Source organism: Streptomyces sp. NPDC048106 (assembly GCF_040706415.1).
Lineage (GTDB): Bacteria > Actinomycetota > Actinomycetes > Streptomycetales > Streptomycetaceae > Streptomyces.
On record NZ_JBEZND010000021.1, the window covers coordinates 1 to 25,790 of the forward strand.

The 25,790-nt window shown below is 69.8% G+C and carries 22 protein-coding genes and 1 tRNA gene; 11 read left to right on the top strand and 12 right to left on the bottom strand.

Going from position 1 to position 25,790, the window contains the following annotated elements:
• Window positions 1–98 precede the first annotated feature (98 nt).
• The 4 genes from AB0927_RS21520 to AB0927_RS21535 form a co-directional block, all read right to left on the bottom strand.
• The gene (locus AB0927_RS21520; RefSeq protein ID WP_366669273.1) at window positions 99–419 is read right to left on the bottom strand and encodes an SCO5918 family protein; all 321 of its coding nucleotides are present in this window, start codon (window positions 417–419) and stop codon (window positions 99–101) included.
• Between the two features lie 73 nt (window positions 420–492).
• Window positions 493–744, bottom strand: coding sequence for a CBS domain-containing protein (locus AB0927_RS21525; protein WP_366669274.1), 252 nt, complete (start codon window positions 742–744; stop codon window positions 493–495).
• Window positions 745–981: 237 nt separating this feature from the next.
• Window positions 982–2,472 (bottom strand): DEAD/DEAH box helicase, encoded by a 1,491-nt coding sequence (locus tag AB0927_RS21530; RefSeq protein WP_366669275.1) that lies wholly within the window; start codon window positions 2,470–2,472, stop codon window positions 982–984.
• Window positions 2,473–2,649: 177 nt separating this feature from the next.
• The gene (locus AB0927_RS21535; RefSeq protein WP_366669276.1) at window positions 2,650–2,853 is read right to left on the bottom strand and encodes a cold-shock protein; all 204 of its coding nucleotides are present in this window, start codon (window positions 2,851–2,853) and stop codon (window positions 2,650–2,652) included.
• Window positions 2,854–3,485: 632 nt separating this feature from the next.
• On the opposite strand from AB0927_RS21535, the gene AB0927_RS21540 reads away from it, so the two are divergent.
• On the top strand, window positions 3,486–4,511 hold the full coding sequence (locus AB0927_RS21540) for a bile acid:sodium symporter family protein (RefSeq protein WP_366669277.1): 1,026 nt from the start codon (window positions 3,486–3,488) through the stop codon (window positions 4,509–4,511).
• Between the two features lie 25 nt (window positions 4,512–4,536).
• On the opposite strand, the gene AB0927_RS21545 is transcribed toward AB0927_RS21540, so the two are convergent.
• The 4 genes from AB0927_RS21545 to AB0927_RS21560 are packed head-to-tail and all read right to left on the bottom strand — an operon-like array spanning window position 4,537 to window position 9,629.
• On the bottom strand, window positions 4,537–6,339 hold the full coding sequence (locus tag AB0927_RS21545) for an ABC transporter ATP-binding protein (RefSeq protein ID WP_366669278.1): 1,803 nt from the start codon (window positions 6,337–6,339) through the stop codon (window positions 4,537–4,539).
• Window positions 6,336–7,151 carry an ABC transporter permease gene (locus AB0927_RS21550; RefSeq protein WP_366669279.1) on the bottom strand — a complete coding sequence of 272 codons (816 nt, stop codon included), beginning with the start codon at window positions 7,149–7,151 and terminating at the stop codon, window positions 6,336–6,338. Before AB0927_RS21550 ends, AB0927_RS21545 begins: the two co-directional genes overlap by 4 nt.
• Window positions 7,151–8,092 carry an ABC transporter permease gene (locus tag AB0927_RS21555; protein ID WP_366669280.1) on the bottom strand — a complete coding sequence of 314 codons (942 nt, stop codon included), beginning with the start codon at window positions 8,090–8,092 and terminating at the stop codon, window positions 7,151–7,153. The genes AB0927_RS21550 and AB0927_RS21555 overlap by 1 nt, the downstream gene beginning before the upstream one ends.
• Before the next feature lie 37 nt (window positions 8,093–8,129).
• A complete protein-coding gene (locus AB0927_RS21560) occupies window positions 8,130–9,629 on the bottom strand; it encodes an ABC transporter substrate-binding protein (RefSeq protein ID WP_366669281.1) in 1,500 nt (499 codons plus the stop codon).
• Window positions 9,630–10,089: 460 nt separating this feature from the next.
• Between AB0927_RS21560 and AB0927_RS21565 the strand changes: the two genes are divergently transcribed.
• Entirely contained in the window at window positions 10,090–10,968 is an 879-nt protein-coding gene (locus tag AB0927_RS21565; RefSeq protein WP_366669282.1) for a TauD/TfdA family dioxygenase, read from the top strand.
• Window positions 10,969–11,376: 408 nt separating this feature from the next.
• Here the strand turns inward: AB0927_RS21565 and AB0927_RS21570 are convergent.
• Window positions 11,377–11,450, bottom strand: a tRNA-Gly gene (locus tag AB0927_RS21570).
• A 555-nt stretch (window positions 11,451–12,005) separates the two neighbouring features.
• On the opposite strand from AB0927_RS21570, the gene dcd reads away from it, so the two are divergent.
• Together dcd and AB0927_RS21580 are read left to right on the top strand one after the other, a co-directional pair.
• Complete coding sequence (gene dcd / locus AB0927_RS21575) at window positions 12,006–12,581, top strand: dCTP deaminase (RefSeq protein ID WP_366669283.1); 576 nt, start codon at window positions 12,006–12,008, stop codon at window positions 12,579–12,581.
• Between the two features lie 13 nt (window positions 12,582–12,594).
• Window positions 12,595–13,092 (top strand): phosphoribosyltransferase, encoded by a 498-nt coding sequence (locus tag AB0927_RS21580; protein ID WP_366669284.1) that lies wholly within the window; start codon window positions 12,595–12,597, stop codon window positions 13,090–13,092.
• Between the two features lie 85 nt (window positions 13,093–13,177).
• Here the strand turns inward: AB0927_RS21580 and AB0927_RS21585 are convergent, their stop codons facing one another.
• Window positions 13,178–14,254 (bottom strand): YIP1 family protein, encoded by a 1,077-nt coding sequence (locus AB0927_RS21585; RefSeq protein WP_366669285.1) that lies wholly within the window; start codon window positions 14,252–14,254, stop codon window positions 13,178–13,180.
• A 54-nt stretch (window positions 14,255–14,308) separates the two neighbouring features.
• Window positions 14,309–15,790 (bottom strand): FG-GAP and VCBS repeat-containing protein, encoded by a 1,482-nt coding sequence (locus AB0927_RS21590; RefSeq protein WP_366669286.1) that lies wholly within the window; start codon window positions 15,788–15,790, stop codon window positions 14,309–14,311.
• A 255-nt stretch (window positions 15,791–16,045) separates the two neighbouring features.
• Here AB0927_RS21590 and AB0927_RS21595 point away from each other — a divergent pair, with 255 nt between their 5' ends.
• Entirely contained in the window at window positions 16,046–16,372 is a 327-nt protein-coding gene (locus tag AB0927_RS21595; RefSeq protein WP_366669287.1) for an antibiotic biosynthesis monooxygenase, read from the top strand.
• A gap of 156 nt (window positions 16,373–16,528) precedes the next feature.
• Here AB0927_RS21595 and AB0927_RS21600 read toward each other — a convergent pair whose 3' ends face one another.
• Window positions 16,529–18,811 (bottom strand): (Fe-S)-binding protein, encoded by a 2,283-nt coding sequence (locus AB0927_RS21600; RefSeq protein ID WP_366669288.1) that lies wholly within the window; start codon window positions 18,809–18,811, stop codon window positions 16,529–16,531.
• Between the two features lie 219 nt (window positions 18,812–19,030).
• Here AB0927_RS21600 and AB0927_RS21605 point away from each other — a divergent pair, with 219 nt between their 5' ends.
• The 6 genes from AB0927_RS21605 (at window position 19,031) to AB0927_RS21630 (ending at window position 25,754) form a co-directional block, all read left to right on the top strand.
• Entirely contained in the window at window positions 19,031–20,062 is a 1,032-nt protein-coding gene (locus AB0927_RS21605; RefSeq protein WP_366669289.1) for an MraY family glycosyltransferase, read from the top strand.
• 94 nt (window positions 20,063–20,156) lie between these two features.
• Window positions 20,157–21,992, top strand: a complete 1,836-nt coding sequence (gene dnaK, locus AB0927_RS21610) for a molecular chaperone DnaK (RefSeq protein ID WP_366669290.1) — start codon at window positions 20,157–20,159, stop codon at window positions 21,990–21,992.
• Window positions 21,989–22,663, top strand: coding sequence for a nucleotide exchange factor GrpE (gene grpE / locus AB0927_RS21615; protein WP_366669291.1), 675 nt, complete (start codon window positions 21,989–21,991; stop codon window positions 22,661–22,663). Before dnaK ends, grpE begins: the two co-directional genes overlap by 4 nt.
• A gap of 36 nt (window positions 22,664–22,699) precedes the next feature.
• On the top strand, window positions 22,700–23,875 hold the full coding sequence (dnaJ, locus tag AB0927_RS21620; protein WP_366669292.1) for a molecular chaperone DnaJ: 1,176 nt from the start codon (window positions 22,700–22,702) through the stop codon (window positions 23,873–23,875).
• A gap of 5 nt (window positions 23,876–23,880) precedes the next feature.
• Complete coding sequence (locus tag AB0927_RS21625) at window positions 23,881–24,336, top strand: helix-turn-helix domain-containing protein (RefSeq protein WP_366669293.1); 456 nt, start codon at window positions 23,881–23,883, stop codon at window positions 24,334–24,336.
• Between the two features lie 305 nt (window positions 24,337–24,641).
• Window positions 24,642–25,754: a substrate-binding domain-containing protein gene (locus AB0927_RS21630; protein WP_366669294.1), complete on the top strand. Its 1,113-nt coding sequence runs from the start codon at window positions 24,642–24,644 to the stop codon at window positions 25,752–25,754.
• Window positions 25,755–25,790 lie beyond the last annotated feature (36 nt).

Here is a 25,790-nt window from a genome sequence, read left to right on the forward strand (position 1 = left end):
GTGCTGCCCGCGCGCCCCCCCCCCGGGGGGGGGGCCCCCCCCCCCGGGGGCGCCGCCCCCCCCCCACCGGGATCCTGAGGGCGGTCTCCCGCCCGTCCTCACACGGCCACGGGGCCGGTGCCGCCGAGCAGCGCGGCCGCGGTGTGGAGGAGAGAGGGCCCACCCGCGCCCTCGGGCGCGCCCTCGGGGCGGTCGTGGCAGGTGAAGCCGAGGCGTGTCATGGCCCGCACGACCTCGCCGGCGGTGAAGTCACGGGGGTCCTGGCGCGTGATGACCTGGCCCACCTGCTTGACGGGGTAGCGGCGGCGGCCGATGGTCACGGACGCCCCCGTGACGAGCTCGGGCCTGATGCCCTTCATCGAGGCCAGAACCCCGGTCCTGGTCAGGTCGAACGGGTACCGGGCGATGACACAGCGCATGATGCCTCACAGGGGAGAAGACGCGGGGAGAAATCGCGGGAGAAGGAGAACGGGCCGCCCGGGACGAGACGGATCAGGACGCGAGGGCGGGTATGCCCGGAATCCGGCCGTACTCACCGGCGCCGCCCGAGCGGCCGCCGGGTGAGGGCAGTGGCGCGTCGAGGATGTCCCGCAGACGGATCCGGTCCGTGTACGCGGAACTGTCGCGGAGAACCGCGAGCCGGAGCCGGGTGACCAAGCCTGTGCTCTCGTCGTCCCCGTCGCACACGGTCAGGTACTCGACCCGGGCACTCGCCATGACGGCCAGAGCCACCTCGACGGTCATGTCGTCACATACCCGAGGTCCGTGCCCTTCGCTGTAGTTGATCACGGACACGGGGGCGGGGTCCGGCCTGCGGTACTGCGTCCGCGCTGGCGTCAAAGGTGTCTCCTTCGGTGAGGGCTGGTCGGCTTGGCGGCCTTCGGCCCCGGGAGACCACGGCGGCCTCCGGGAGACCACGGCGGCCTCCGGGAGGCCGACGGGGCTCCGGGAGGTCGACGGGGCTCCGGGGACTGCGCCGGCCTAAGCGGCCGAGTCGTTGCCGGGCCGCCGCTGTGCCCTGCGACGCACCCCCGCGCCGGCGGGTCGGCCCTGGCCGGTGCGGCCCCGGCGGTTCCCGGACGGCGAAGACGCGCGGCGGGTGCGTTCCACGACAGGCGGGGTGATGACCACAGGGACCCCGGAGGGCGCCTGGGCACCCGTGATGCGGCTCAGCTCCGCCTCGCCCGAGCGGACCGGGGTGATGCGCGGGGTGATGCCGGCCGAAGCCATCAGCCGGGTCATGCCGCGGCGCTGGCCGGGGGTCACCAGGGTGACGACGCTGCCGGACTCCCCGGCGCGGGCCGTACGGCCGCCACGGTGCAGGTAGTCCTTGTGGTCGGTGGGCGGATCCACGTTGACGACCAGGTCGAGGCTGTCGACGTGGATGCCGCGGGCCGCGACGTTGGTGGCCACCAGGACGGTGACGTGACCGTCCTTGAACTGCGCCAGGGTCCGGGTGCGCTGCGGCTGGGACCGGCCACCGTGCAGGGCCGCGGCGCGCACACCGCTGTCCAGCAGGTGCTTGGTCAGCCGGTCCACGGCGTGCTTGGTGTCCAGGAACATGATGACCCGGCCGTCCCGGGCCGCGATCTCGGTGGTCGTGCGGTGCTTGTCCGCGTCGTGCACGTGGAGTACGTGGTGCTCCATCGTGGTGACGGCACCGGCCGACGGGTCGACGGAGTGGACCACCGGGTCGGTCAGGTAGCCGCGGACCAGCCGGTCGACGTTGCGGTCCAGGGTGGCCGAGAACAGCATCCGCTGGCCCTCGGGGCGCACCTGGTCGAGCAGGGCGGTGACCTGGGGCATGAAGCCCATGTCGGTCATCTGGTCGGCCTCGTCGAGCACCGTGATGCCGACGTCGGCGAGCCGGCAGTCGCCCCGGTCGATGAGGTCCTTGAGCCGACCGGGCGTCGCGACGACCACCTCCGCGCCGGCACGCAGCGCACCGGCCTGCCTGCCGATGGACATTCCGCCGACGACGGTGGCGAGCCGCAGCCGCACGGAGCGGGCGTAGGGAGCGAGCGCGTCGGTGACCTGCTGGGCCAGCTCACGCGTCGGGACGAGAATCAGGGCCAGCGGCCGACCCGGCTCGGCACGTCGGCCCGCCGTACGGGCCAGTACCGCGAGGCCGAAGGCGAGGGTCTTGCCCGAGCCGGTGCGGCCGCGGCCGAGTACGTCGCGGCCGGCCAGGGAGTTCGGCAGGGTCGCCGCCTGGATCGGGAACGGTACGGTCACGCCTTCACGGCCGAGCGTGGCCAGCAACGGTGCCGGCATGGCGAGACCTGCGAACGACTCGACAGCGGGCAACGCGGGCCTGACCGTCTTCGGCAGCGCGAAATCGCCCCCCGCGGGCTGTCGGTTTCCGTGACCACTGGAGCGGTGCGCAACGCCGGAGCGGCCTGCGGCGGCGCTTCCTCCGAAGCGGTCGTATGTGCGATTGGTGCGTGTGCGAGTGGTGCGTGTGCGGTTCATGCGGAACCTTCCTCGATGTGGGCACGTATCAAGGAATTTCCGCAGCAGAATGAGCGGCGCAGAATCGCGAGAACGAGCCGAAAAGACAGGGCCGAATCGCCCTGGGAATAAAGCGAGCTGGGGCCCGCACCCCAAGGTGCGGGCCCCAGCTGCGAAGTATGCGTCAGAGCCGGTGTGTCAGGCGGTGACGATGTTCTCGGCCGTCGGGCCCTTCTGGCCCTGCGCGATGTCGAACGAGACCTTCTGGCCCTCCAGCAGCTCGCGGAAACCCTGAGCGGCGATGTTCGAGTAGTGGGCGAAGACGTCGGGGCCGCCGCCGTCCTGCTCGATGAAGCCGAAGCCCTTTTCCGCGTTGAACCACTTCACAGTGCCAGTAGCCATGTTGTTTCTCCTTCGGAGGCGGTGTACAGGAATACACACTGTGCGCATTCCGTGTCGCCGTGATGATCAGCCGTCGGAAAAACCTTCTGGCAACCACACCTGCAACTGAGTTCGACAGTAGCACGGTGCGGTCGGCCTTGCCTGGTTGATAATTCCGCTCCGCCGGGCGGTCGAAAAATACTCGCCGTACCTCGCACCTATTTCTCATTTCGTGGGCACAGATATTACTCTCCGTGGACGCGGCTTTCCTGTCGTGCGCTTCCGTCCACAGCCCTGTGACCTCCCTCGACGGCAGATGTGCCGCTGCCACCGTCGTCAGCGGATGGCACGACGGCGAACACGCCTGAGACTCCTGTACTGCAACAAAGGTCACATCCCCTTGGGCGACGTCCAGACGACGGTGATTCGTCGGTCAGGTGGATCCCGGAGACTCGCCCTCCTCCGGCGGCGTGCAACCGGCAGGCACGGGAGCGGCAGGGGCAACGGAGTCCTGTGCGAGCCGCGTCCTCGCGGTCCCCGTCTCGGTCGGCGCCCGCCTGCCGGCTGCCGCGATTCCGCTCGGCCGGGTCCTGCCGGCGCCCCCTCGACCGTCAAATGTTTCGGTGACTCGGCTACGGGCTAGGGTGCCGGTCATGCCTAGCGAGCACCAGAGCGTTTCCGGTGATGAGCTCTCTTCGATACCCGAGACGCCGACCACCCCGGACGCCCCCTCCCCTCCCGCTGACGTTCCGTCCGCCGACCGGGCGGCACGACGTGCCGTCGTCCTCTTCCCCCTTCTGGTGGTCGCGGCCGGTGTGATCGGGCTGCTCTGGCCGGCGCACTTCACGGGCTGGGCGCCCGCCGTGCCGTGGATGCTGGGCGTGGTGATGTTCCTCATGGGCCTGACCCTGACGCCGCCGGACTTCACCGCGATCGCCAGACGCCCCTGGCCTGTGGGGCTGGGCCTGGTCGCCCACTACGTCATCATGCCCGGCCTGGGCTGGCTGGTCGCGACGCTGCTGGATCTGCCCCCTCAGCTGGCGGCCGGTGTCATCCTCGTCGGTTGCGCCCCGAGCGGTACGGCGTCGAACGTGATCACCTACCTGGCCCGGGGAGACGTCGCGCTGTCCGTCTCGGTAGCGACCGTCTCCACGGTGGTCGCACCGCTGGTGACGCCGCCCCTCACGCTACTGCTCGCCGGGAAGTTCCTCTCGGTCGACGCTGGTTCCATGGTGGTGGACATCCTCAAGACGGTGCTGGTCCCGGTCCTCGCCGGCTTGGCCGTACGGCTGGCCGTCGGCCGTTACGTGGACCGGGTCCTGCGGCTGCTTCCCTGGCTCTCCGCGGCCGCCGTTGCCGTCATCGTGCTCGTCGTCATCTCGGGCAGCGCCGCTCGCATCAAGGACGCGGCCGCCCTGGTGTTCCTCGCAGTGGTGCTGCACAACGGCCTCGGCCTGCTGCTCGGTTACGCCGCCGGGAAGCTGGCGCGCCTCAGCCGGCCGGGGAGCCGGGCCATGGCGTTCGAGGTCGGCATGCAGAACTCCGGCCTCGCGGCCTCGCTCGCCACCGCCCACTTCAGTCCGGCGGCGGCTCTGCCCGCAGCCATCTTCTCCGTGTGGCACAACGTCTCGGGCGCGGCGGTCGCGGCCTGGATGTCCCGCGCGGCACGCCGCAGTTGAGCGGACGGGGCCGGGCCGCCGGTCTTCAGTACCTCATCCTCGGTACGGCGCCGAGGAGCTGCTTCGTGTACGGGTGCCGTGGTGCCTCCCACACCGACTCCACCGTGCCGCTCTCGACCAGCCTGCCGTCCCGCAGCACCAGCACCGTGTCGCACAGATAGCGGATGACACCGAGGTCGTGCGAGATGACACACAGTGCCATTTCTCGCTCGGTCGTGGCCGTGCGCAGCAAGTCGAGGACTTCGGCGCGTACCGAGACGTCCAGCGCGCTGACGGGTTCGTCGGCGAGCAGGACGGCGGGCTCCGGAGCCAGTGCCCGCGCGATGGCGATGCGCTGGCGCTGGCCGCCGGAGAGCTGATGCGGATAGCGCTCGCCGGCCTCTTCGGGAAGTCCGACGGCCATCAGCAGTTCGGACACCCGCTCCCGCGCGGCCGCGGAGCGGCGGGCGGGCAGGGGCTCGGCGATGATTTCCCGCACTCGAAGCCGGGGATCGAGCGAGCCCATGGGGTCCTGGAAGACCACCTGCAGTCTGGAACCGGCCCCGCCGCTGGGCCCGTCGGCGCGCCCGAAGTAGCGCACGCCGCCGTTGCTCGGGCGGTCCAGACCGGCCAGCAGCCGCAGCAGAGTCGACTTTCCGGCCCCCGACTCACCGACCACCCCGACCCGCTGCCCCGCGCGCAGGTCGAGATCGATCGGTTCGAGGGCGCTGAAGGTCGGGCGCTTGCCGAAGAGGCCCGTACGGCGCCCCTGGTAGCGCCGGGTGAGGCCTTGCGTGGAGAGCAGCAGTTCGCTGTCCGCGGCCTTCCCGCAGTGGGCCGGCTCCGTACGGTCCCGGTCCGGGGACTCGGCGGCGGACGGCCAGGAGGGCAGTGCGTCGTGGTGCCAGCAGGCGACCGTGTCGTCCGGTTTCTCGCCGGTCGGCTCAGGCGGAGCGGCACACTGCTCATCAGCGTACGCGCAGCGGTTGCTGAAACCGCAGCCGGCCGGCAGGTCCTTCGGTGCGGGGACGACGCCCGGGATGGCGCGGGCGCGGGAACCGGGCGTCAGATCACAGGCGGCGAGCAGGGCCCGGGTGTAGGGGTGCTTCGGTGCCGACAGCACCCGGTCGGCAGGCCCGCTCTCCACGATCCGGCCGCCGTACATGACCAGGACGCGGTGGCACACGGACGACACGAGTGCGAGGTCGTGGCTGATGAACAGCACCGCGGTGCCCCGCTCCTCGCAATCGCCGACGATCAGGTCGGTGATCTCCTTCTGCACGGTCACATCGAGGGCGGTGGTCGGCTCGTCGCAGATCAGCAGGTCGGGGTCGTTGGAGAGGGCTATACCGAGGACGCCGCGCTGGCGCTGGCCGCCGGAGAGCTGGTGGGGGAAGGAGCGGGCCACCTGCCGGGGGGCGGGCAGCCGCAGCCGGTCGAGGAGTTCCACGGCCGCTTCGTCGGCGACCCGGCGGGTGGGCCGGGTGCCGTGCAGGCGCATCCCCTCGGTGATCTGTGAGCCGACCTTCTGCACGGGGTTGAGGGCGGTCATCGGCTCCTGGAAGACCATGCCGATGCGCTTGCCGCGGATCGCGGACAGCCGACGGTCGGAGGCGCCCAGCAGGTCGAACTCCACGCCCGCGAGGCGCACGCTCCCGCCCGGCCGCAACCCGTCGTCGAGCAACCCCACGCAGGCCAGTGCGGTGAGGGACTTGCCCGAACCGGATTCGCCGATGACACCGACCCGTTCGCCGCGCGCCACAGTGAAGCCGATACCGCGCACCAACTGCGCCGAACCCGAGTCGACCGTCAGGTTCGTCACTTCGAGCAGGGGCTCGCCGGGGCTCATCGCACTCCTTCGAGAGCAGGGTCCACGCGGTCACGCAGACCGTCGCCGAGGAGGTTGAGCCCCAGCACGGTGGCCGCGACAGCGAGCCCAGGCCACAGGGAGAGCTGGGGCGTGGAGAAGAGCAGAGCCTGTGACTCCTGGAGCATCCGTCCCCAGGAGGGGGTCGGAGGCGTCGTGCCGAGCCCGAGGTAGGACAGGGCCGCCTCGGCCAGGATCGCGGTGGAGAACGACACGGACGCCTGCACGATGACGATGTCCGCGATGTTCGGCAGCACGTGCCGCAGGGCGATCGCCACGCGGCCGCGCTTGGCCAGCCGTGCCGCGTCGATGTACTCCGCGGTCATGACGCGCAGCGTCGCGGCCCTGCTGACCCGGGCGAAACCCGGGGCCGAGGCGATCCCGATCGCCACCATCGCGGTCAGCGTGCCGGAGCCGTAGACGGCCGCCAGCATGATGGCCAGCAGCAGGGCGGGGAAGGCCAGGAGGAAGTCGCTCACGCGCATGATGACGGTGCTGAGCCAGCCGCCTGTCATCCCGGCGACCACGCCCATGGGTACCCCGGCCAGCAGCGCGATGCCCACGGCGACGACACCGGCGAAGACGGTGATGCGGGCACCCACCATCAGGCGGCTGGCCACGTCACGGCCGAACTGGTCCGTCCCCAACAGGTGTTCACCGCCCGCGCCGGCGAGTTGCCGGGCGGCGTCCACGTGGTTGGGATCGTACGGAGTCCACACCATGGAGACGGCGGCCACGGCGAGCACGAGAGCGACGATCAGGCAGCCGGTCACCAGAGTTGCCCGGGATCTCATCAGCGGCTCCGCAGACGGGGGTCGAGCACGCGATAGAGCAGGTCGGTCACCAGATTCACCACAAGCACCGCGACAACGAGAACGACCACCACGCCCTGCACGAGCAGCAGGTCGCGGTCTTGCACACCGCGCAACAGCAGATCGCCGAGGCCGGGGATGACGAAGACATGCTCGACGACGATCGCCCCGACCAAGAGATTCGACAGTTGCAGGCCCAGGACGGTGACCACGGGGATGGCGGCGTTGGGCAGTCCGTGCCGGCACAGCGCGGCCCACCGGCGCACCCCCTTGGCGCGTGCGGTGCGCATGAAGTCCTGACGCTGCACGGACAGCAGGGCGGAGCGTACGTAGCGGGTGAGCACCGCGCCCTGGACCAAGCCGAGCGACAACCAGGGCAGCACCAGATGCCGGGCCCAGTCCTGGGGATCCTCGGCGAGCGGTGTGTACCCTCCGGCCGGCAGGGCGCCGGCGCGTACCGCGAAGGCGTAGACGAGCAGGATGCCCGCGAGGAAGGCGGGGACGGCGATACCGACCTGGCTGAGGCCTGACAGCAGGGACCCGCGTCCGGTGCGGTGCCAGGCGGCCGCGAGCGCACCCGCGGGCAGCGCGAGCAGCAGGGCCACCAGCATGCCGCCCGCTACGAGCCAGGCCGTCACCGCGAAGCGATCCGCGATCCGCGGGCCGATCGCCTCGTGCGTCACGTACGAGGTGCCGAAGTCACCGTGCAGGAGGCCCTGGGCCCAGTCGGCGTACTGCACCAGCAACGGCCGGTCCGTGCCGAACTCCCGGCTCAGCCTGGCCACGGCCGCGGGAGTGGCGTTGGTGCCCAGCGCGACCTCCGCCGCGTTGCCTGGCAGTACGGCGAGGAAGGCGAAGACCACGAAGCTGGCCACCACCACGCTGACGAGCAGGGTCGCGGTCCTGCGCACGACGTGGCTCATACGGCACCGCAACCGTCGGCGCTGCGGACGCGGTGGCTCACTTCCCGGACCACCGCACGCCCGCGAACTCCAGTCCCTCGCCGACCTGGTTGACCGGCAGGCCCCGCAGGCTCTTGTCCGCCACCATCAGGTTCGGCATGAGGTAGAGCCAGTCGGCGGCCGCGTCCTGGGACAGCAGCTTCAGCGCCTGACGGTAGTCCGCGGAAGCCTCCTGCGGCGAGCCGGCGTCGGCCTCCTGGAGCAGCCGGGCGTAGGCGGGGTTGTCGTAGCGGAAGTAGTAGTGCGGGTCGGCGAAGATCCACTGGTCGCGGGGTTCGGCATGGGCGATGATCGACATGTCGTAGTCGGCCTTGTCGAAGACCTCCGACAGCCAGCGGGCCGGGAACTCCAGGGGTTCGATCCGCACCTTGAGACCTACCTGAGCCAGCTGGTCCTGGACGACCTGGGCCGCGCTGACGGCGTAGGGCAGGTTGGGAATCCGCATCCGGATGCTGGTGCCCTCCGCCCCGGCCTCCTTCAGCAGCCGCTTGGCCTTCGCCGGGTCGTACGGGTAGCGGTTGGACGCGCCCGCGTACCAGGGGTCGCTCGGGGACTCCTGGGAGCCGATCAGCGTGCCGCGGCCGGCGCGGGTGGTCTTCAGCAGCGCCTCGTGGTCGATGGCGTACCGCACGGCCTGGCGGACCCGCTTGTCCTGGAAGGGCTTGCGGGAGTTGTTCATCGACAGTACGACTTCCGCGGTCGAGGATCCGTCGATGACCTGGAATCGGCTCTTGTCCTTGAACAGCGACAGCGTCTCGGGGGCCTGCACGGCGCCCAGGACGTTGATGTCCCCGGCGAGCATCGCGTTGTTCAGGGCCCCGGAGTCCTTGAAGTACTTCAGGGTCACCGTGTCCAGCGCGGGCCTGGCGCCCCAGTAACCGGCGTTGCGCTTGAGGACCAGGCTGTCGCCGCGCTGCCAGCTCTTTACCTCGAAGGGCCCGGTACCCACCGGGTGTTCCTTCAGGTCCGACACCCCGTCTCGGCTGTACATCGCGCCGATGCGCGTGGTCATCGAGTACAGCCAGTTGTTGCTGGGGCGCTTCAGCGTGACCTTGACGGTGTCGGCGTCCACCTTCGTCGCGCTGCGCACGTCGTCCATCTGCTGGGCGATCTTCAGCTTCCAGACCGTCCGGACGCGATTGATGGAGAAGACGGCGTCGTCCGCCGTGAAGGCCTTCCCGTTGGTGAACTTCACGTTGTTGCGCAGGTGGAAGGTGTAGGTGCGACCGTCGGCGCTGCGGTCGTAGCTCTTCGCCAGCCCAGGCTGTATCCGGCCCTGCTGATCGATCCGGACCAGGCCCTCGTACACGTTGCCCAGCAGCGCCTGCGGGATCGCCGCGCCATCCGTGGTGGAGAAGTCCAGCGTCGCGGGCTCGGCCACCAGCCCGACGGTGAGAGCGTCGGTGGAGTGCCGGTCGGCACCCGATCCGCAGCCCGCCAGCGTGACCGTGACCAGGGCGGCGCTGAGGGTGAGGGCAGGAATCCGTCGGGGGGGCATGATCACTGTCTCTCCGTGATGGGCCGGTGCCGACCCGCGGCAGGGCCAGGGCGAGTTCACGCATCGCGTCTTCGTGGTGAAACCAAGATTGTGAGACAACGTCGCTACAGCTCGGGAATTGCTGGTCGGGGGGCCGGTCTGTACACGCCTGAGGTAGGACATCGGCACCCTACCCGCTGCCCTGATGGAGCATCAACACCCTTCTGTAGCTTTGACGTTCGGGCCGGTTACCACCATCATCGACCTGCGTTCAAACCGTACGGTCGCGCGGGAAGTTGCGCAGTCGGCGTGAACCGCCGCATTACGAGATCGGAGAGATCTTTTGCCCCCGCATTCCAACCACTTCATACGCACCGAACCGGTCACCGGACCTGGAGTCTGGCAGGCGAGCGACTTTACCGATTCGAGCTCCTGGACGGAGGTCCTCGGTGAGCGGGAAATCGCTGAACTGGAGAGCGCCTTGGGTACCGCGAAGGAGTGCGGAGAGCCGCTCGCGAAACTCTCCGCGGACGACTTTCCACTGCCCACTTTCAGCAGGCGGCTCGAATCGATCGTGGACGAACTGGAGTTCGGCCGCGGATTCAGTGTGGTGCGCGGTCTTCCGGTCGACAAGTGGTCGGTGGAGGATGCCAAGGTGATCTACTGGGGCATCGGGCTTCACCTCGGCGTACCGGTGTCACAGAATGCGGCCGGCGATCTGATGGCCCATGTCAAGGACCACTCGGAGGGCGACCTCGACGACCCGAACACCGTGACCCGCGCCTACCGGACCCGTTCCGCGCTGCCTTTCCACACCGACAGCGCCGACATCGTGGGCCTGCTGTGCCTGCGCAACGCGGGACACGGCGGGGTCAGCACGCTGGCCAGCTCCATGACGATCTACAACTACCTGCTCGCCCACCATCGTGAGCTACTCGGCATCTACTACCGCGGCTTCGTCTACGACCGACGGGCCGAAGAGGCGACCGACGAGGTGCCGTACTACCGCAACGCCGTGTACGGCTACTTCAACGAGCAGCTCAGCTGCCGCTTCTACATGGCGCAGTACATCGAGTCGGCCACCGCGCGGTCCGGGATTCCGCTCAGTGACATCGAGCGGTACGCCCTCCGGCTCTTCCAGGAGATCGGTGCCATGGACGAGCACCAGATCTCGATGAAGCTCCAGCCGGGCGACATCCAGTTGCTGAACAACAACCTTGTGGTGCACGGCCGTACGGCGTTCGAGGACCAGCCGGGCCGCCGCCGTGATCTGCTGCGCCTGTGGCTCAACACCCGCAAGGCGCGCGAGTACCCGGACGACTTCGCGGCATTCCGCTTCGGCATGCCGAAGACGCACTGACGTGAATGAGCCTCCTGATACAGGACGGGGGCCGCCCTGCGCGCCCTCGCCCTGTATCAGACCCCGGCCACGGCGAGGCGGGGCCGTGCGGCATTCCGCGTAAGAAAGCGCCATGCCGGAGAGGATCGGGTCCCCTGGGCCATATCCGAGGGGATCCCGTTCACGGCGGAGAATTCGTCCTGGCCCTCGCCCGTGAAGGCTTGCGAGGCTGCCTCGCCGGAACCGGCGAGAAAATTGACCACGCCCCCGCGGACATCAGCGCCGGCAGGGTGCGATCCGGGCGACTCGCGGGCCCGCGGGGTCGCTGCCGTACAGCTTGGCGTCGGCTCAGGGCACGCGGAGGGCGCGTCGCCCCAAATTGGTCTAGACAACAAACAAACCCCAGGCCGCCGACCTGGGGTTTCTCTTTGGAGCGGGTGACGAGAATCGAACTCGCGCTCTCAGCTTGGGAAGCTGATGTTCTACCATTAAACTACACCCGCGTAAGTACGGACGACGCTCCCCGGAGGGTCCGTGCCCGACGCTCGATCACTGTACCGCATCGCGGACCCCCGGTGTTCACCGCCCGGGGGCCTGAGTGGGTTTCAACGCCGGGATCCGGCTGCGGGGCGCGGGAGTTGGGGCGTACGGTGGGGGTGTGGGAGAGGGGCCGGGTGGGGCCGGAGTGCCGCCTGGAGAGTCGTCTCTTTGATCCCGTAATGTGGCTTTTGTCGTCGGGTTGGTCAGCCCGACGAGGCTCTTGGGGAAGGGACTTAAGGGACTTGATGGAACGCACCGTCGTCCGCTGTGCCGATGGGCACGTCTTCAGCACCGCTTCGTTCCCGATGCAGCAGGCCGAGCGGCTCGGCCCTGGTCGGCTCATGCGGTGCCCTCGATGCGCCCGGCTCCGCAGCGTCGTACCGGTCGCCCTGGAGAAGCAGGGGTAGCGGCCGGAGGAGAAGCAGGGGAACGCGACGCCTGGTAGTCGCGTTGTCGCACTCGGCGCGCGGAGTCGTCACGATTGTCATGGCTCCGCGCGCCTTGCGTATCCTCGCTACGTGCTTCTCTCAGACAAGGACATCCGGGCCGAGATCGACGCCGGGCGGGTACGGATCGATCCCTTTGACGAATCCATGGTGCAGCCCTCGAGCGTCGATGTTCGGCTGGACCGCTACTTCCGGGTGTTCGAGAACCACCGGTACCCGCACATCGACCCCTCCGTCGAGCAGACCGACCTGACGCGGCTCGTGGAGCCGGACGGGGACGAGCCGTTCATCCTGCACCCCGGCGAGTTCGTCCTCGCGTCGACGTACGAGGTCATCTCGCTGCCCGACGACCTCGCCTCGCGGCTCGAAGGCAAGAGCTCGCTCGGCAGGCTCGGCCTGGTCACCCACTCCACCGCCGGGTTCATCGACCCCGGGTTCAGTGGGCATGTCACCCTTGAGCTGTCCAATCTCGCCACCCTGCCCATCAAGCTCTGGCCGGGGATGAAGATCGGCCAGTTGTGCCTGTTCCGGCTGTCCTCGCCGGCGGAGTTCCCGTACGGCAGCGAGCGCTACGGCTCGCGGTACCAGGGCCAGCGTGGGCCGACCGCCTCGCGGTCCTATCTCAATTTCCATCGGACCCAGGTGTGAGGGCATCCAGAACATGAGTGACGTGCGGGAGAACCTGAGCTACGAGGCGTTCGGCGGCGCCGTCCGCGAGCTGGCGCAGACCATCGCGGACGACGGGTACGAGCCGGACATAGTGCTCAGCATCGCCCGGGGCGGCGTGTTCGTCGCCGGCGGTCTCGCCTACGCCCTCGACTGCAAGAACATCCACCTGGTGAACGTGGAGTTCTACACGGGCGTGGGGACGACCCTGGAGATGCCGGTCATGCTCGCGCCCGTCCCCAACGCGATCGACTTCTCCGACAAGAAGGTCCTGATCACCGACGACGTCGCCGACACCGGCAAGACGCTGAAGCTGGTCCGCGACTTCTGCCTCGACACCGTCGCCGAGGTGCGCTCCGCGGTGATCTATGAGAAGTCCCACTCCCTGGTCAAGTGCGAGTACGTCTGGAAGCGCACCGACGACTGGATCAACTTCCCGTGGAGCGTGCTGCCGCCCGTCGTGAAGCGGGACGACCAGGTGCTCGACGCCTGACAGCAACCGTCTGACGACAGCGGACATGCGAAGGGCCCCCGGCGCGATACCGCCGGGGGCCCTTCCCGTTGTCGTACGTCCCGCGTCAGAACGTGCCGAGCTTCACGATCGACAGCAGTGCGATCAGCTGGATCGCCGACGCGCCCAGCGCCCTCGGCCACGGCAGGTCGTGGGAGCGGGACACCATCATGGTGAGCAGGGCGCCCGCGGCGAGCCAGGTGGCCCAGCCGAGTATCTGGACGAAGCCGGCGTCGCCGCCGAAGAACATGGCGAAGACCAGGCGGGGCGCGTCCGTGAGGGCCGTGATCAGCATGGAAAGGCCCACCGTGGGCTGCCAGGCGCCGTCGCCGCCGAGCTGGCGGGCCAGGGTGTGGGTGACGACGCCGAGCACGAACAGGCCGAGCACCATCACGACCGCGGTGATCAGCACGATCGGCACCGCGTTGGCCAGCGTGGCGCCGATGACGTCCTGGCGGGCGTTGTCGAAGCCGAAGACGGCGAGCAGGCCGTAGAGGAAGGTCACGATCAGGGCCGGGGCCCACATCGTGTAGTCCCGCATGCGCAGGAAGGTCTCGCCGGGGGAGAGGACGATCCCCCGCAGCAGCTCCTTCCAGTGCAGCGGCGGGCCCACCGGCGGGGCGGGCGCGGCGGCGGAGCCGGCCTGGTACGTCGCGCCCTGGGTGTAGCCGGTGGCCTCGTCGATGGAGAAGGCCTGGGTGTGACCCGGGTTGTTCGCCGCGTACGGGTCCGGCGCGCCGTGCGCGTGGCCCGCGTAGCCGTCGTCGAAGTACTCCGGGCCGTCGTCCACCGGGCCCTGGTGGCCGTACGGCCGGCCCTGCTGCGGGTAGGGCGGCTGCGGGTACGACTGCTGCGGGTACGGCGGCTGCGGCGTCGACGGGTAGCCGTACGACGGGCGTCCCGCGCCCTGTCCGGGCGCCTGGGGCGCCTGCCGCCCGTACGGCGACGGGCCGCGCCGCCCGCCCGACGGTCCGGGGCGGGCGCCCGACGGCCCCTGCGGTACCTGCTGTCCCTGGGGGGTGCGGTCGTCCCGGCCCCCGTGTCCGATCCTGAATCCAGCCACGTCATCGAACGTACCCGGTCCCGGAGGGCGACGTGCCGGGCCCGGCGCTCCGGACCCGGCATTGCTGCCGACCTGTGACATCCCCTAAGGGCCCGTCAGCCGTTTCACCAGGGGCGCGTCGGGGTTTGAGCCCGCTCAGTCCGCGAAGACCGAGCCGAACTGCGGGATGCCGATCGGGAGCACCCAGACCGACCCGGCCGACACCACGCGGGAGCCGGTCGTGGTGATCCGCGTGCCGTCGGAGGGCAGGTAGGTGACCGCGCCGGCGCCGTTGTTCTCGAACGAGCCCACCATCAGGTCGGCCTTGCCGTCGCCGGTGACGTCGTCCAGCTTGACGTCGGTGCCGAACAGGTCGCTCTTCTCGTCGTCGCCCGGGACGTCCGCGGTGCTCTGGGCGAAGGACTGGATGCCGGAGGCGGTGTTCACGCCGGAGGCGGAGCCGTACAGGACGGTGACCATGCCGGCGTCGGTGACGCCGCCGAGGTCCTCCATCGGGGCGCTGACGACGAGGTCCTGGTAGCCGTCGCCGTTGACGTCGCCGAGGTCCAGCTCCCAGCCGAAGTTGTCGCCCTTCTCGGAGGCACCGGGGACGCTGCCGGTGTCCTGGGTGATGTCGGTGGTGGCGGCGGGCCCGGAGGCGGACCCGTAGGTGACGCTCACCCTGCCGCCGTCGTGCGCGTCCGGGACGGTGGTGCCGTCGCTGTCCTTCGCGTCCCAGTCGGCGCCGCTGACGATGTCGCCGTAGCCGTCGCCGTTGATGTCGCCGATGCCGGTGACGACGCCCGACTTGAGGGCCCTGGCGGCGGAGGCGTCCAGGCCGCTCGGGGTGCCGGGCAGCCAGTAGTTGGTGTTCCAGCCGTAGTCGGTGTTCGTCTCGTAGCCGTCGACCACCAGGTCGGTGCGGCCGTCGCCGTTGACGTCGCCGGCGGTCAGGTGCAGCGGCCCGTAGGCGTAGCCGCCGGTGCCCGACTGGATCGGCGGTTTCACGGTCGTACGGCTGCCGGGGGTGCCGGCGGTGGTGAAGCCGCCCCGGTAGAGGTAGATGGTGCTGCTGCTGTTGCCGACGGCCAGGTCGGCCTTGCCGTCGCCGTCGAAGTCGCCGGCGGCCACGTTCTCGCCCCAGAAGTCGTGGGAGGCGGGGGCCGGGTCGGGGATGTCGACGCCCTTGCCGGTCAGGCCGTTCTTGGAGCCCCACAGGATGGCGAGGGCGCCGCCGTCGACATCGTTGCCGACCTTCTCCTGGGGCGAGCCGACCGCGAGGTCGTCGTAGCCGTCGTGGTTGAAGTCGGCGTACGCCAGGATGCCGCCGAACTCGTCGCCGTCCTCGGCGGTGCCGGGGACGCCGGGGGTGTTCTGGGTGAGCACGGTGCGCTTGGCGGCGGAGACACCGGTCTTCGAGCCGTACAGGACGACGACCGTGCCGGCGTTCTTGTGGCCGCTGACGTAGGCGGTGGCGGCGGAGGTGGCGAGGTCGCCGATGCCGTCGCCGTTGAAGTCGGCGTGGGCGACCCGGGTGGAGTCGGCGGCCGTGGCGGGGGCGGCGGTGAAGGTGAGCAGACCGCCCGTCAGCGCGGCCGCGGTGGCCGTCGCGAGAGCGAGTCTTCGGTGCAGGTGCATGGCTTCTCCTGCGGCACGCGGCGGATGCCGGGGCGGCATCCGCGGTCGAGTCGATGGGTGCGGACCGTCCGGGTCCGTCCGGGGTTCGGTGTGCGTTGCCCCGGGGTTCACCGGGCGGTCGGCGATCAGGAGACGCACGCGGGGGCGCGAGGGTTGTACGGGAGTTCGGTGAATTCCGGTAAGTGTGTGATGTCCCCGGCGAGTTACCGGGGTGCCCCTGCGGCGGGAGCCGGGCGGGTGGCGCAGGATGGAGCCATGAGCGTAGTGAAGATCAATGTGCTGACCGTGCCCGCCGAGCAGCGGGAGGTCCTGGAGAAGCGGTTCGCCTCGCGGGCCCACGCGGTGGAGAACTCCGACGGCTTCGAGTGGTTCGAGCTGCTGCGCCCGGTCGAGGGCACCGACCAGTACCTCGTCTACACCCGCTGGCGTGACGATGCCTCCTTCCAGGCGTGGATGGAGGGCCCGATGAAGTCGGCCCACCAGGGCGGCGGCGCCGAGGGCGAGCGCCCCCGGCCGGCCGCCTCCGGCTCCACCCTGTGGTCCTTCGACGTGGTGCAGCAGGCGGGCCCGAAGGGCGCGTGACGCCGGGCGCCGGGCCGCGGGGGTCCCCCAGGGGCCCGCGAGGTCCGTCGCTGCCCGGGGACGCCGTACGGCCGCCCCCGCGGCGCGGACGCGACGACGCCCCCTGCCTGTGCGAAGCAGGGGGCGTCGTGGGACTCGCGCGGACCGGGGCCGGCGTTACTTGACCGGTTCCGGCTCCGGCTCGCTCTCGGCGGCGGACTCGCCCGCCGGGTCCACCGGGGTCTTCACCGAGTCCAGCAGGAGCTGGGCGACGTCGACGACCTGGATGGACTCCTTGGCCTTGCCGTCGTTCTTCTTGCCGTTGACCGAGTCGGTCAGCATGACGAGGCAGAAGGGGCAGGCGGTGGAGACGATGTCCGGGTTGAGGGAGAGGGCCTCGTCCACGCGCTCGTTGTTGATGCGCTTGCCGATGCGCTCTTCCATCCACATCCGGGCGCCGCCGGCGCCGCAGCAGAAGCCGCGCTCCTTGTGGCGGTGCATCTCCTCGTTGCGCAGGCCCGGGACCTTGCCGATGATCTCGCGCGGGGGCGTGTAGATCTTGTTGTGGCGGCCCAGGTAGCACGGGTCGTGGTAGGTGATGATGCCCTCGACCGGCGTGACCGGGACCAGCTTGCCCTCGTCCACCAGGTGCTGGAGGAGCTGGGTGTGGTGGATGACCTCGTAGTCGCCGCCGAGCTGCGGGTACTCGTTGCCGATCGTGTTGAGGCAGTGCGGGCAGGTGGCGACGATCTTCTTCGCCGACTTCGGCTTCCTCGACTCCGCGGTGACCTTGCCGTCGTCGTCCAGCTCCTCGCCGAACGCCGAGTTCAGGGCCATCACGTTCTCCATGCCGAGCTCCTGGAACAGGGGCTCGTTGCCCAGGCGGCGGGCGGAGTCACCGGTGCACTTCTCGTCGCCGCCCATGATCGCGAACTTGACGCCCGCGATGTGGAGGAGTTCGGCGAAGGCCTTCGTCGTCTTCTTGGCGCGGTCTTCCAGCGCGCCCGCGCAGCCGACCCAGTACAGGTACTCGACCTCGGTGAGGTCCTCGATGTCCTTGCCGACGACCGGGACCTCGAAGTCGACCTCCTTGGTCCACTCCAGGCGCTGCTTCTTGGCCAGGCCCCAGGGGTTGCCCTTCTTCTCCAGGTTCTTGAGCATCGTGCCCGCCTCGGACGGGAAGGCCGACTCGATCATGACCTGGTAGCGGCGCATGTCCACGATGTGGTCGACGTGCTCGATGTCCACCGGGCACTGCTCGACACAGGCGCCGCAGGTGGTGCAGGACCACAGCACGTCCGGGTCGATGACGCCGTTCTCCTCGGCGGTGCCGATCAGCGGGCGCTCGGCCTCGGCCAGCGCGGCGGCCGGCACCCCGGCGAGCTGCTCCTCGGAGGCCTTCTCCTCGCCCTCCATCGTCTTGCCGCCACCGGCCAGCAGATACGGCGCCTTGGCGTGCGCGTTGTCCCGCAGCGACATGATCAGCAGCTTCGGGGACAGCGGCTTGCCGGTGTTCCACGCGGGGCACTGCGACTGGCAGCGGCCGCACTCGGTGCAGGTGGAGAAGTCCAGCAGGCCCTTCCAGGAGAACTGCTCGACCTGGGAGACGCCGAAGACGTCGTCCTCGCCGGGGTCGGTGAAGTCGATCGGCTCGCCGCCGGACGTCATCGGCAGCAGCGCGCCGAGCGAGGTCCCGCCGTCGGCGTTGCGCTTGAACCAGATGTTCGGGAAGGCGAGGAAGCGGTGCCAGGCCACGCCCATGTCGGTCTTCAGGGCGACCGTGATCATCCAGATGAAGGAGGTCGCGATCTTCAGGCCGGCGAAGAAGTAGGTGAGGTTCTGGAGCGTGCCGACGCTGAGGCCCTTCAGCCCGGCGACGACCGGGTACGAGACGAAGAAGGAGGCCTCGTAGCCGTCGACGTGGTGCTGGGCGCCCTCCAGGGCGTGCAGCATGAAGATGCAGACGCCGACGATGAGGATGACGGCCTCGACGAAGTACGCCTGGCCGAAGTTGGAGCCGGCGAAGCGGGACTTGCGACCCGGCTTGTTCGGCTTGCTGAGCTGGCGGATCACGATCAGCACCAGGATGCCGATCGTGGTCATGGTGCCGAGGAACTCGACGAAGACGTTGTACGGCGCCCAGTCGCCGATGACCGGCAGGATCCAGTCCGCCTTGAAGAGCTGTCCGATCGCGTTGACGATCGTCAGCAGCAGGGAGAAGAAGCCCACCGCCACGAACCAGTGCGCCACACCGACGATGCCCCAGCGGTTCATCCGGGTGTGGCCGAGGAACTCCTTGGCCACGGTGACGGTGCGCTGTGCGGGGTCGTTGGTCCTGGTCCCGGCCGGAACGGGCTGGCCGAGGCGCATGAAGTTGTAGATCTGGAGGAGGGCGCGGCCGAACAGTGCCACGCCGACCACGATCAGGACCAGCGACACGATGATCGCGGCGAGTTGCATTGGGGCTCCTGAGGGCGGCCTCGAATTGACCGAGCGACATTACTAAGCGGTAACTTATGCAGTCCTCTGAGACTACCCCTATCTTCCGCCGCGTTGCAGGGGAGCGCGGGGTGATATGGGTCGCTGAGGGGTCGCCCATGGTGGCGTGCTGATCACCTCCAGGGCAATCCGATCGTGTTATTCATCCCGAATTGCTACTTTCACCCCTACCTTAGAGCCGTGCTCTACGGGATCGCCGCGGCCTCCGCCGCCCTGCTGCTCACCGCCGTCCTCGCGGCGGTGCTCCGGCTGCCCGCCCTGCGGGCCGGAGTCGTCGACCGGCGCCGACAGCGTCCCCTTCCGCTGCTCGGCGGTCTGGCCGTCGTCACCGTCACCTCGTTGGTCGCCTGGACGGGTGAATGGACCCGGGTCGCCCCACTCGGGGACGGGGTCGGCGGACTGCTCCTGGCCGCCGTCGGGGTCGCTGTGCTCGGCCTGGTCGCCGACGTCTGGCGGCTGCGCGGCCGCGTGATCGCCACCGGTACGGCGGTGGCGGCGGCCTGTGTGGTGCCGTACGACGAGACGGGCGTGGCCGGGGGCGTGCTCGCCGTGGCCGGCATCGTCGTCGTCTCGCTCGCCTTCAGGGGGCTCGACCACGCGGACGGGCTGGCCGGGACCGTCGGGGTGGTCACCGCCTTCGGTGCCGGCGTCTGTGCCGCCGTCGAGGTGATGGACGGGCTCGCCGTCCTGCTCAGCGTCTTCGCCGCCGCCCTCACCGGCTTCCTGATGCACAACTGGCATCCCGCGCGGGTCGGGCTCGGCGCCTGCGGCTCGCTCTTCACCGGATTCCTGCTGTCCTCCTCGGTCGTCTTCACGCGTGCGGGGTACGCGATCGGACCGAGCGCGGCGGTGCTGTGCTGCCTCGGCGCCGTCGCCCTCGCGGACGCCGCCCTGGTGGTCCTCGTGCGGCTGCTCGGGCGCCGCCCGCTGCTGCGCCGCGGCCCGGACCACCTGGTGCACCGGCTGCGGCGGTTCGGGCTCACCCAGCCGGGGGCCGTGGTGCTGCTCGGGGTGGGCACCTTCGCCGCGGTGCTCGCCGGGGTGCTCGTGCACACCGGGTGGGCGGGGGAGGAAACCGTGCTGTGGGTGGGGGGAGGAGCGGCGGTCGTGGTGCTCATGTTGCTGAGAGCGCCGGTCCGGATCCCGGTGCAACGGCCTCGGCGCCTGGCGTCTTCGCAGGTCAGCGAGCGGTTGCGTGTAAGGAACGGATAAGTCTTGAGTCTGTCTGACTCAGGTCTGTTGACCCCAGCGGCCCAGTCGTGCACACTTGAGTCCGTTCCACTCAAGTCAGCTGGAGGAATCAACCATGGCACGTGCGGTCGGCATCGACCTGGGCACGACTAACTCCGTCGTCAGCGTTCTGGAGGGCGGCGAGCCCACCGTCATCACCAACGCCGAGGGTGCCCGGACCACGCCGTCCGTCGTCGCCTTCGCGAAGAACGGTGAGGTGCTCGTCGGTGAGGTAGCCAAGCGGCAGGCCGTCACCAACGTGGACCGGACCATCCGGTCCGTGAAGCGCCACATGGGCACCGACTGGAAGATCCAGCTGGACGGGAAGGACTTCAACCCCCAGCAGATCTCCGCCTTCATCCTGCAGAAGCTGAAGCGGGACGCCGAGGCCTACCTGGGCGAGAAGGTGACCGACGCGGTCATCACCGTCCCGGCGTACTTCAACGACTCCGAGCGCCAGGCCACCAAGGAGGCCGGCGAGATCGCGGGCCTGAACGTCCTGCGCATCGTCAACGAGCCGACGGCCGCCGCGCTGGCCTACGGCCTCGACAAGGACGACCAGACGATCCTCGTCTTCGACCTCGGTGGCGGCACCTTCGACGTGTCCCTGCTGGAGATCGGCGACGGCGTCGTCGAGGTGAAGGCCACCAACGGTGACAACCACCTCGGTGGCGACGACTGGGACCAGCGCGTCGTCGACTACCTGGTCAAGCAGTTCCAGTCGGGTCACGGCGTGGACCTGTCCAAGGACAAGATGGCCCTCCAGCGCCTCCGCGAGGCCGCCGAGAAGGCCAAGATCGAGCTGTCCTCCTCCACCGAGACCTCGATCAACCTGCCCTACATCACGGCGTCCGCCGAGGGCCCGCTGCACCTGGACGAGAAGCTCACCCGCGCCCAGTTCCAGCAGCTGACGGCCGACCTGCTGGAGCGCTGCAAGACGCCGTTCCACAACGTCATCAAGGACGCCGGCATCTCCATCAACGAGATCGACCACGTCGTCCTCGTCGGTGGCTCCACCCGTATGCCCGCCGTGGCCGAGCTCGTCAAGGGCCTGACCGGCGGCAAGGAGGCCAACAAGGGCGTCAACCCGGACGAGGTCGTCGCCATCGGCGCCTCGCTCCAGGCCGGTGTCCTCAAGGGCGAGGTCAAGGACGTCCTGCTGCTCGACGTCACCCCGCTGTCCCTCGGTATCGAGACCAAGGGCGGCATCATGACCAAGCTGATCGAGCGCAACACCACGATCCCGACCAAGCGCTCCGAGATCTTCACCACGGCCGAGGACAACCAGCCGTCCGTGCAGATCCAGGTCTACCAGGGCGAGCGCGAGATCGCGGCCTACAACAAGAAGCTCGGCATGTTCGAGCTGACCGGTCTGCCCCCGGCGCCCCGCGGCGTCCCGCAGATCGAGGTCTCCTTCGACATCGACGCCAACGGCATCATGCACGTCACGGCGAAGGACCTCGGCACCGGCAAGGAGCAGAAGATGACCGTCACCGGCGGCTCTTCCCTCCCGAAGGACGAGGTCGACCGCATGCGCGAGGAGGCCGAGCGCTACGCGGAGGAGGACCACAAGCGCCGCGAGGCCGCCGAGACCCGCAACCAGGGCGAGCAGCTCGTCTACCAGACCGAGAAGTTCCTCAAGGACAACGAGGACAAGGTCCCGGGCGAGGTCAAGACCGAGGTGGAGTCCGCCATCGCCGAGCTGAAGGAGAAGCTCAAGGGCGAGGACACCGCCGAGATCCGCACCGCCACCGAGAAGGTCGCGGCCGTCTCGCAGAAGCTCGGCCAGGCCATGTACGCCGACGCGCAGGCCGCGGGTGCCGGTGACGCCGGTGCCGGCCAGGCCAAGGCCGACGACGACGTCGTGGACGCCGAGATCGTGGACGACGAGCGCAAGGACGGTGCCGCGTGACGGAGGAGACCCCGGGCTTTGACGAGAAGCCCGACGTCCCCTCCGGCGCCACCCCTGACGACGCCGAGCCGAAGGCCGCCCCCAAGGAGGGGGCGGCCCCGGCCGGGGACGCGAACGCGGACGCCGGTCTGGTCGCCCAGCTGGACCAGGTACGCACGGCGCTGAACGAGCGCACGGCGGACCTCCAGCGGCTCCAGGCCGAGTACCAGAACTACCGCCGCCGGGTCGAGCGGGACCGGGTCACGGTCAAGGAGATCGCCGTCGCGAACCTCCTGACCGAGCTGCTGCCCGTGCTCGACGACATCGGCCGCGCGCGGGAGCACGGCGAACTGGTCGGCGGCTTCAAGTCGGTGGCCGAGTCGACGGAGACCGTCGCGGCCAAGCTGGGCCTCCAGCAGTTCGGCAAGGAGGGCGAGCCCTTCGACCCGACCATCCACGAGGCCCTGATGCACAGCTACGCGCCGGACGTCACCGAGACGACCTGCGTGGCGATCCTGCAGCCCGGGTATCGCATCGGCGAGCGCACCATCCGCCCCGCGCGGGTGGCCGTGGCCGAGCCGCAGCCGGGCGCGCAGGCCGCGAAGGCTGACAAGGCGGGCAAGGCCGAGGGTGCCGAGGAGAAGTCCGAGGCGGCCGACGACAAGGAGAGCGGTGGCCCGGACGAGGGCTGACGTCATCACAGCGGACGGAAAGGAGGGACGTCGGGGATGAGCACCAAGGACTTCATCGAGAAGGACTTCTACAAGGTCCTCGGCGTCCCCAAGGACGCCACCGAGGCCGAGATCAAGAAGGCGTACCGCAAGCTCGCGCGCGAGTTCCACCCGGACGCCAACAAGGGCAACGCCAAGGCCGAGGAGCGCTTCAAGGAGATCTCCGAGGCGAACGACATCCTCGGCGACCCCAAGAAGCGCAAGGAGTACGACGAGGCGCGCGCCCTGTTCGGCAACGGCGGCTTCCGCCCCGGGCCGGGCGCCGGCGGCGGCAACTTCAACTTCGACCTGGGCGACCTCTTCGGAGGCGGCGGCAATGCCCAGGGCGGGGGCTTCGGCGGCGGACTCGGAGACGTCTTCGGCGGTCTGTTCAACCGGGGCGGCGCGGGCGGGGCGACCCGTACCCAGCCGCGCCGGGGCCAGGACGTCGACACCGAGGTCACCCTCAGCTTCACCGAGGCGATCGAGGGGGCCACGGTGCCGCTGCGGATGACCTCCCAGCAGCCCTGCAAGGCATGTTCCGGCACCGGCGACAAGAACGGCACGCCCAGGGTGTGCCCGACCTGCGTCGGCACCGGCCAGATCGCCCGGGGCTCGGGCGGCGGCTTCTCGCTCACCGACCCCTGCCCCGACTGCAAGGGCCGCGGCCTGATCGCGGAGAACCCCTGCCCGGACTGCAAGGGCAGCGGGCGCGCCAAGTCCTCGCGCACCATGCAGGTCCGCATCCCGGCGGGCGTCACCGACGGCCAGCGGATCCGGCTGCGCGGCAAGGGCGCCCCCGGCGAGCGGGGCGGTCCGGCGGGCGATCTGTACGTCACCGTGCACGTGGGCGAGCACCCGGTGTTCGGCCGCAAGGGCGACAACCTCACGGTGACCGTCCCGGTCACCTTCGCCGAGGCCGCTCTCGGCGGCGAGGTGCGGGTGCCGACCCTCGGCGGCCCGCCGGTCACCCTGAAGCTGCCCCCGGGCACTCCGAACGGCAGGACCATGCGGGCCCGCGGCAAGGGCGCGGTCCGCAAGGACGGCACCCGCGGCGACCTTCTGGTCACCGTCGAGGTGAGTGTTCCGGAGGACCTGTCGGGGAAGGCTCGTGACGCACTGGAGGCGTATCGCGAGGCGACCGCGGGCGAGGACCCGCGGGCGGAGCTGTTCGAGGCCGCGAAGGGAGCTTGAGAGTGATGGAAGGCCGCCGGCGCAACCCGTACGAACTGACCGAGGAGACCCCGGTCTACGTCATCTCGGTGGCGGCCCAGCTCTCCGGACTCCACCCGCAGACGCTGCGCCAGTACGACCGCCTTGGCCTGGTCTCCCCGGACCGCACCGCGGGCCGGGGCCGGCGCTACTCGGCCCGGGACATCGAACTGCTCCGCCAGGTGCAGCAGTTGTCGCAGGACGAGGGCATCAACCTGGCCGGCATCAAGCGCATCATCGAACTGGAGAACCAGGTCGCCGCGCTCCAGTCCCGCGTCGCGGAGCTGGAGGCGGCCCTGGACGGCGCCGCGGCCGCCATGCGCCAGCGCGAGGCCGCCGTGCACGCCTCCTACCGGCGGGACCTGGTCCCCTATCAGGAGGTCCAGCAGACCAGCGCGCTGGTCGTCTGGCGGCCCAAGCGCTCTCCGCAGCAGGGCGACTGACCGCCCGTACCACCCCGCGCGGCGAGGGCCCCCGGACGCGTCCCGTCCGGGGGCCCTCCGCCGTGCCCGGCCCGGCGGCGGCCCGGCCGGTTCGCCGCGTCGCGTGAACTCCCCCTGGGTGGACGGCTCGTAAAGGGAGGCCGGAGAGGTTCCCGCACCGCTTTCACAGGTTCGACGGCGCGTAGTGTTGCGCACTCGTTAAGCAAGCGTTCTTGACGTCGGCTGTCCGCTGCGCGTTGGCTTTCAGACACCTGGGTCCTATTAGCAGTGCCCACGTCCGAAACACACGTGAAGTGAGCCCTCGTATGCGTCGTATCGCCCTGTCCGTGGCCGCGTCCGCGGTGACCCTCTCGCTGGCCGGTTGCGGCGTACTCGACGCGACAGGGGACAGCACGAGCGCGAGCCCGGCCAAGGGCAACGACATCACGGTGGGCCTGCTGCTCCCGGAGAACGCCGCCAGCATCGCCCGCTACGACAAGTTCGACTACCCCATCATCAAGAGCAAGGTCGCCGAGCTGACCGCGAAGCAGGGCAAGGTCACCTACGCCAACGCGGACGCGGACGCCGCCAAGCAGTCCCGCCAGATGCAGAAGATGATCGACGACAAGGTCGACGCGATCCTGCTCGACGCCGTCGACTCGCACGCCATCGCGGGCGAGGTGAAGAAGGCCAAGGACGCGGGCATCCCGGTCATCGCCTACGACCGCCTGGCCGAGGGCCCGATCACCGCCTACGTCTCCTTCGACAACGAACTCGTCGGCGAGGTGCAGGCCCGCACGCTGCTGGAGGGGCTGGGCCCGAACGCCGGCTCCACGACGAAGATCGTCATGATCAACGGCTCGCCCACCGACCCGAACGCCAAGCAGTTCAAGGAGGGCGCGCTCTCCGAGCTGACCGGCAAGGTGACCATCGCGGCCAGCTACGACACCACGGACTGGAAGCCGGAGAACGCCCAGGCCAACATGGCGAAGGCGATCAGCCGGGTCGGCGCGGGCAACATAGCGGGCGTCTACTCCGCGAACGACGGCATGGCGGGCGGCATCATCAAGGCCCTGAAGGCCGCGGGCGTCACCAGCCTGCCCCCGGTCACCGGCCAGGACGCCGACCTGGACGCCGTGCAGCGGGTGGTGGCGGGCGACCAGTACATGACCGTCTACAAGCCCTACCCGGACGAGGCCGAGGCCGCGGCACAGATGGCCGTCGCCAGGCTTCAGGGCAAGGACATCCAGTTCGACGCCCTCACCGAGGACAAGGTGGACAGCCCCACCACCAAGAACATCCCGGCCCACCTGGTCCAGGTGACCGCCCTGACCCGCAAGACCATCAAGGACACGGTCATCGTGGACGGCATCTACACCGTCGGCGACATCTGCACCCCCAAGTTCAAGGCGGAGTGCAACGCGATCGGCCTGAAGTAACTCTCCTGATCCGGAAGGAAGGCCCTGCGCGCGGCG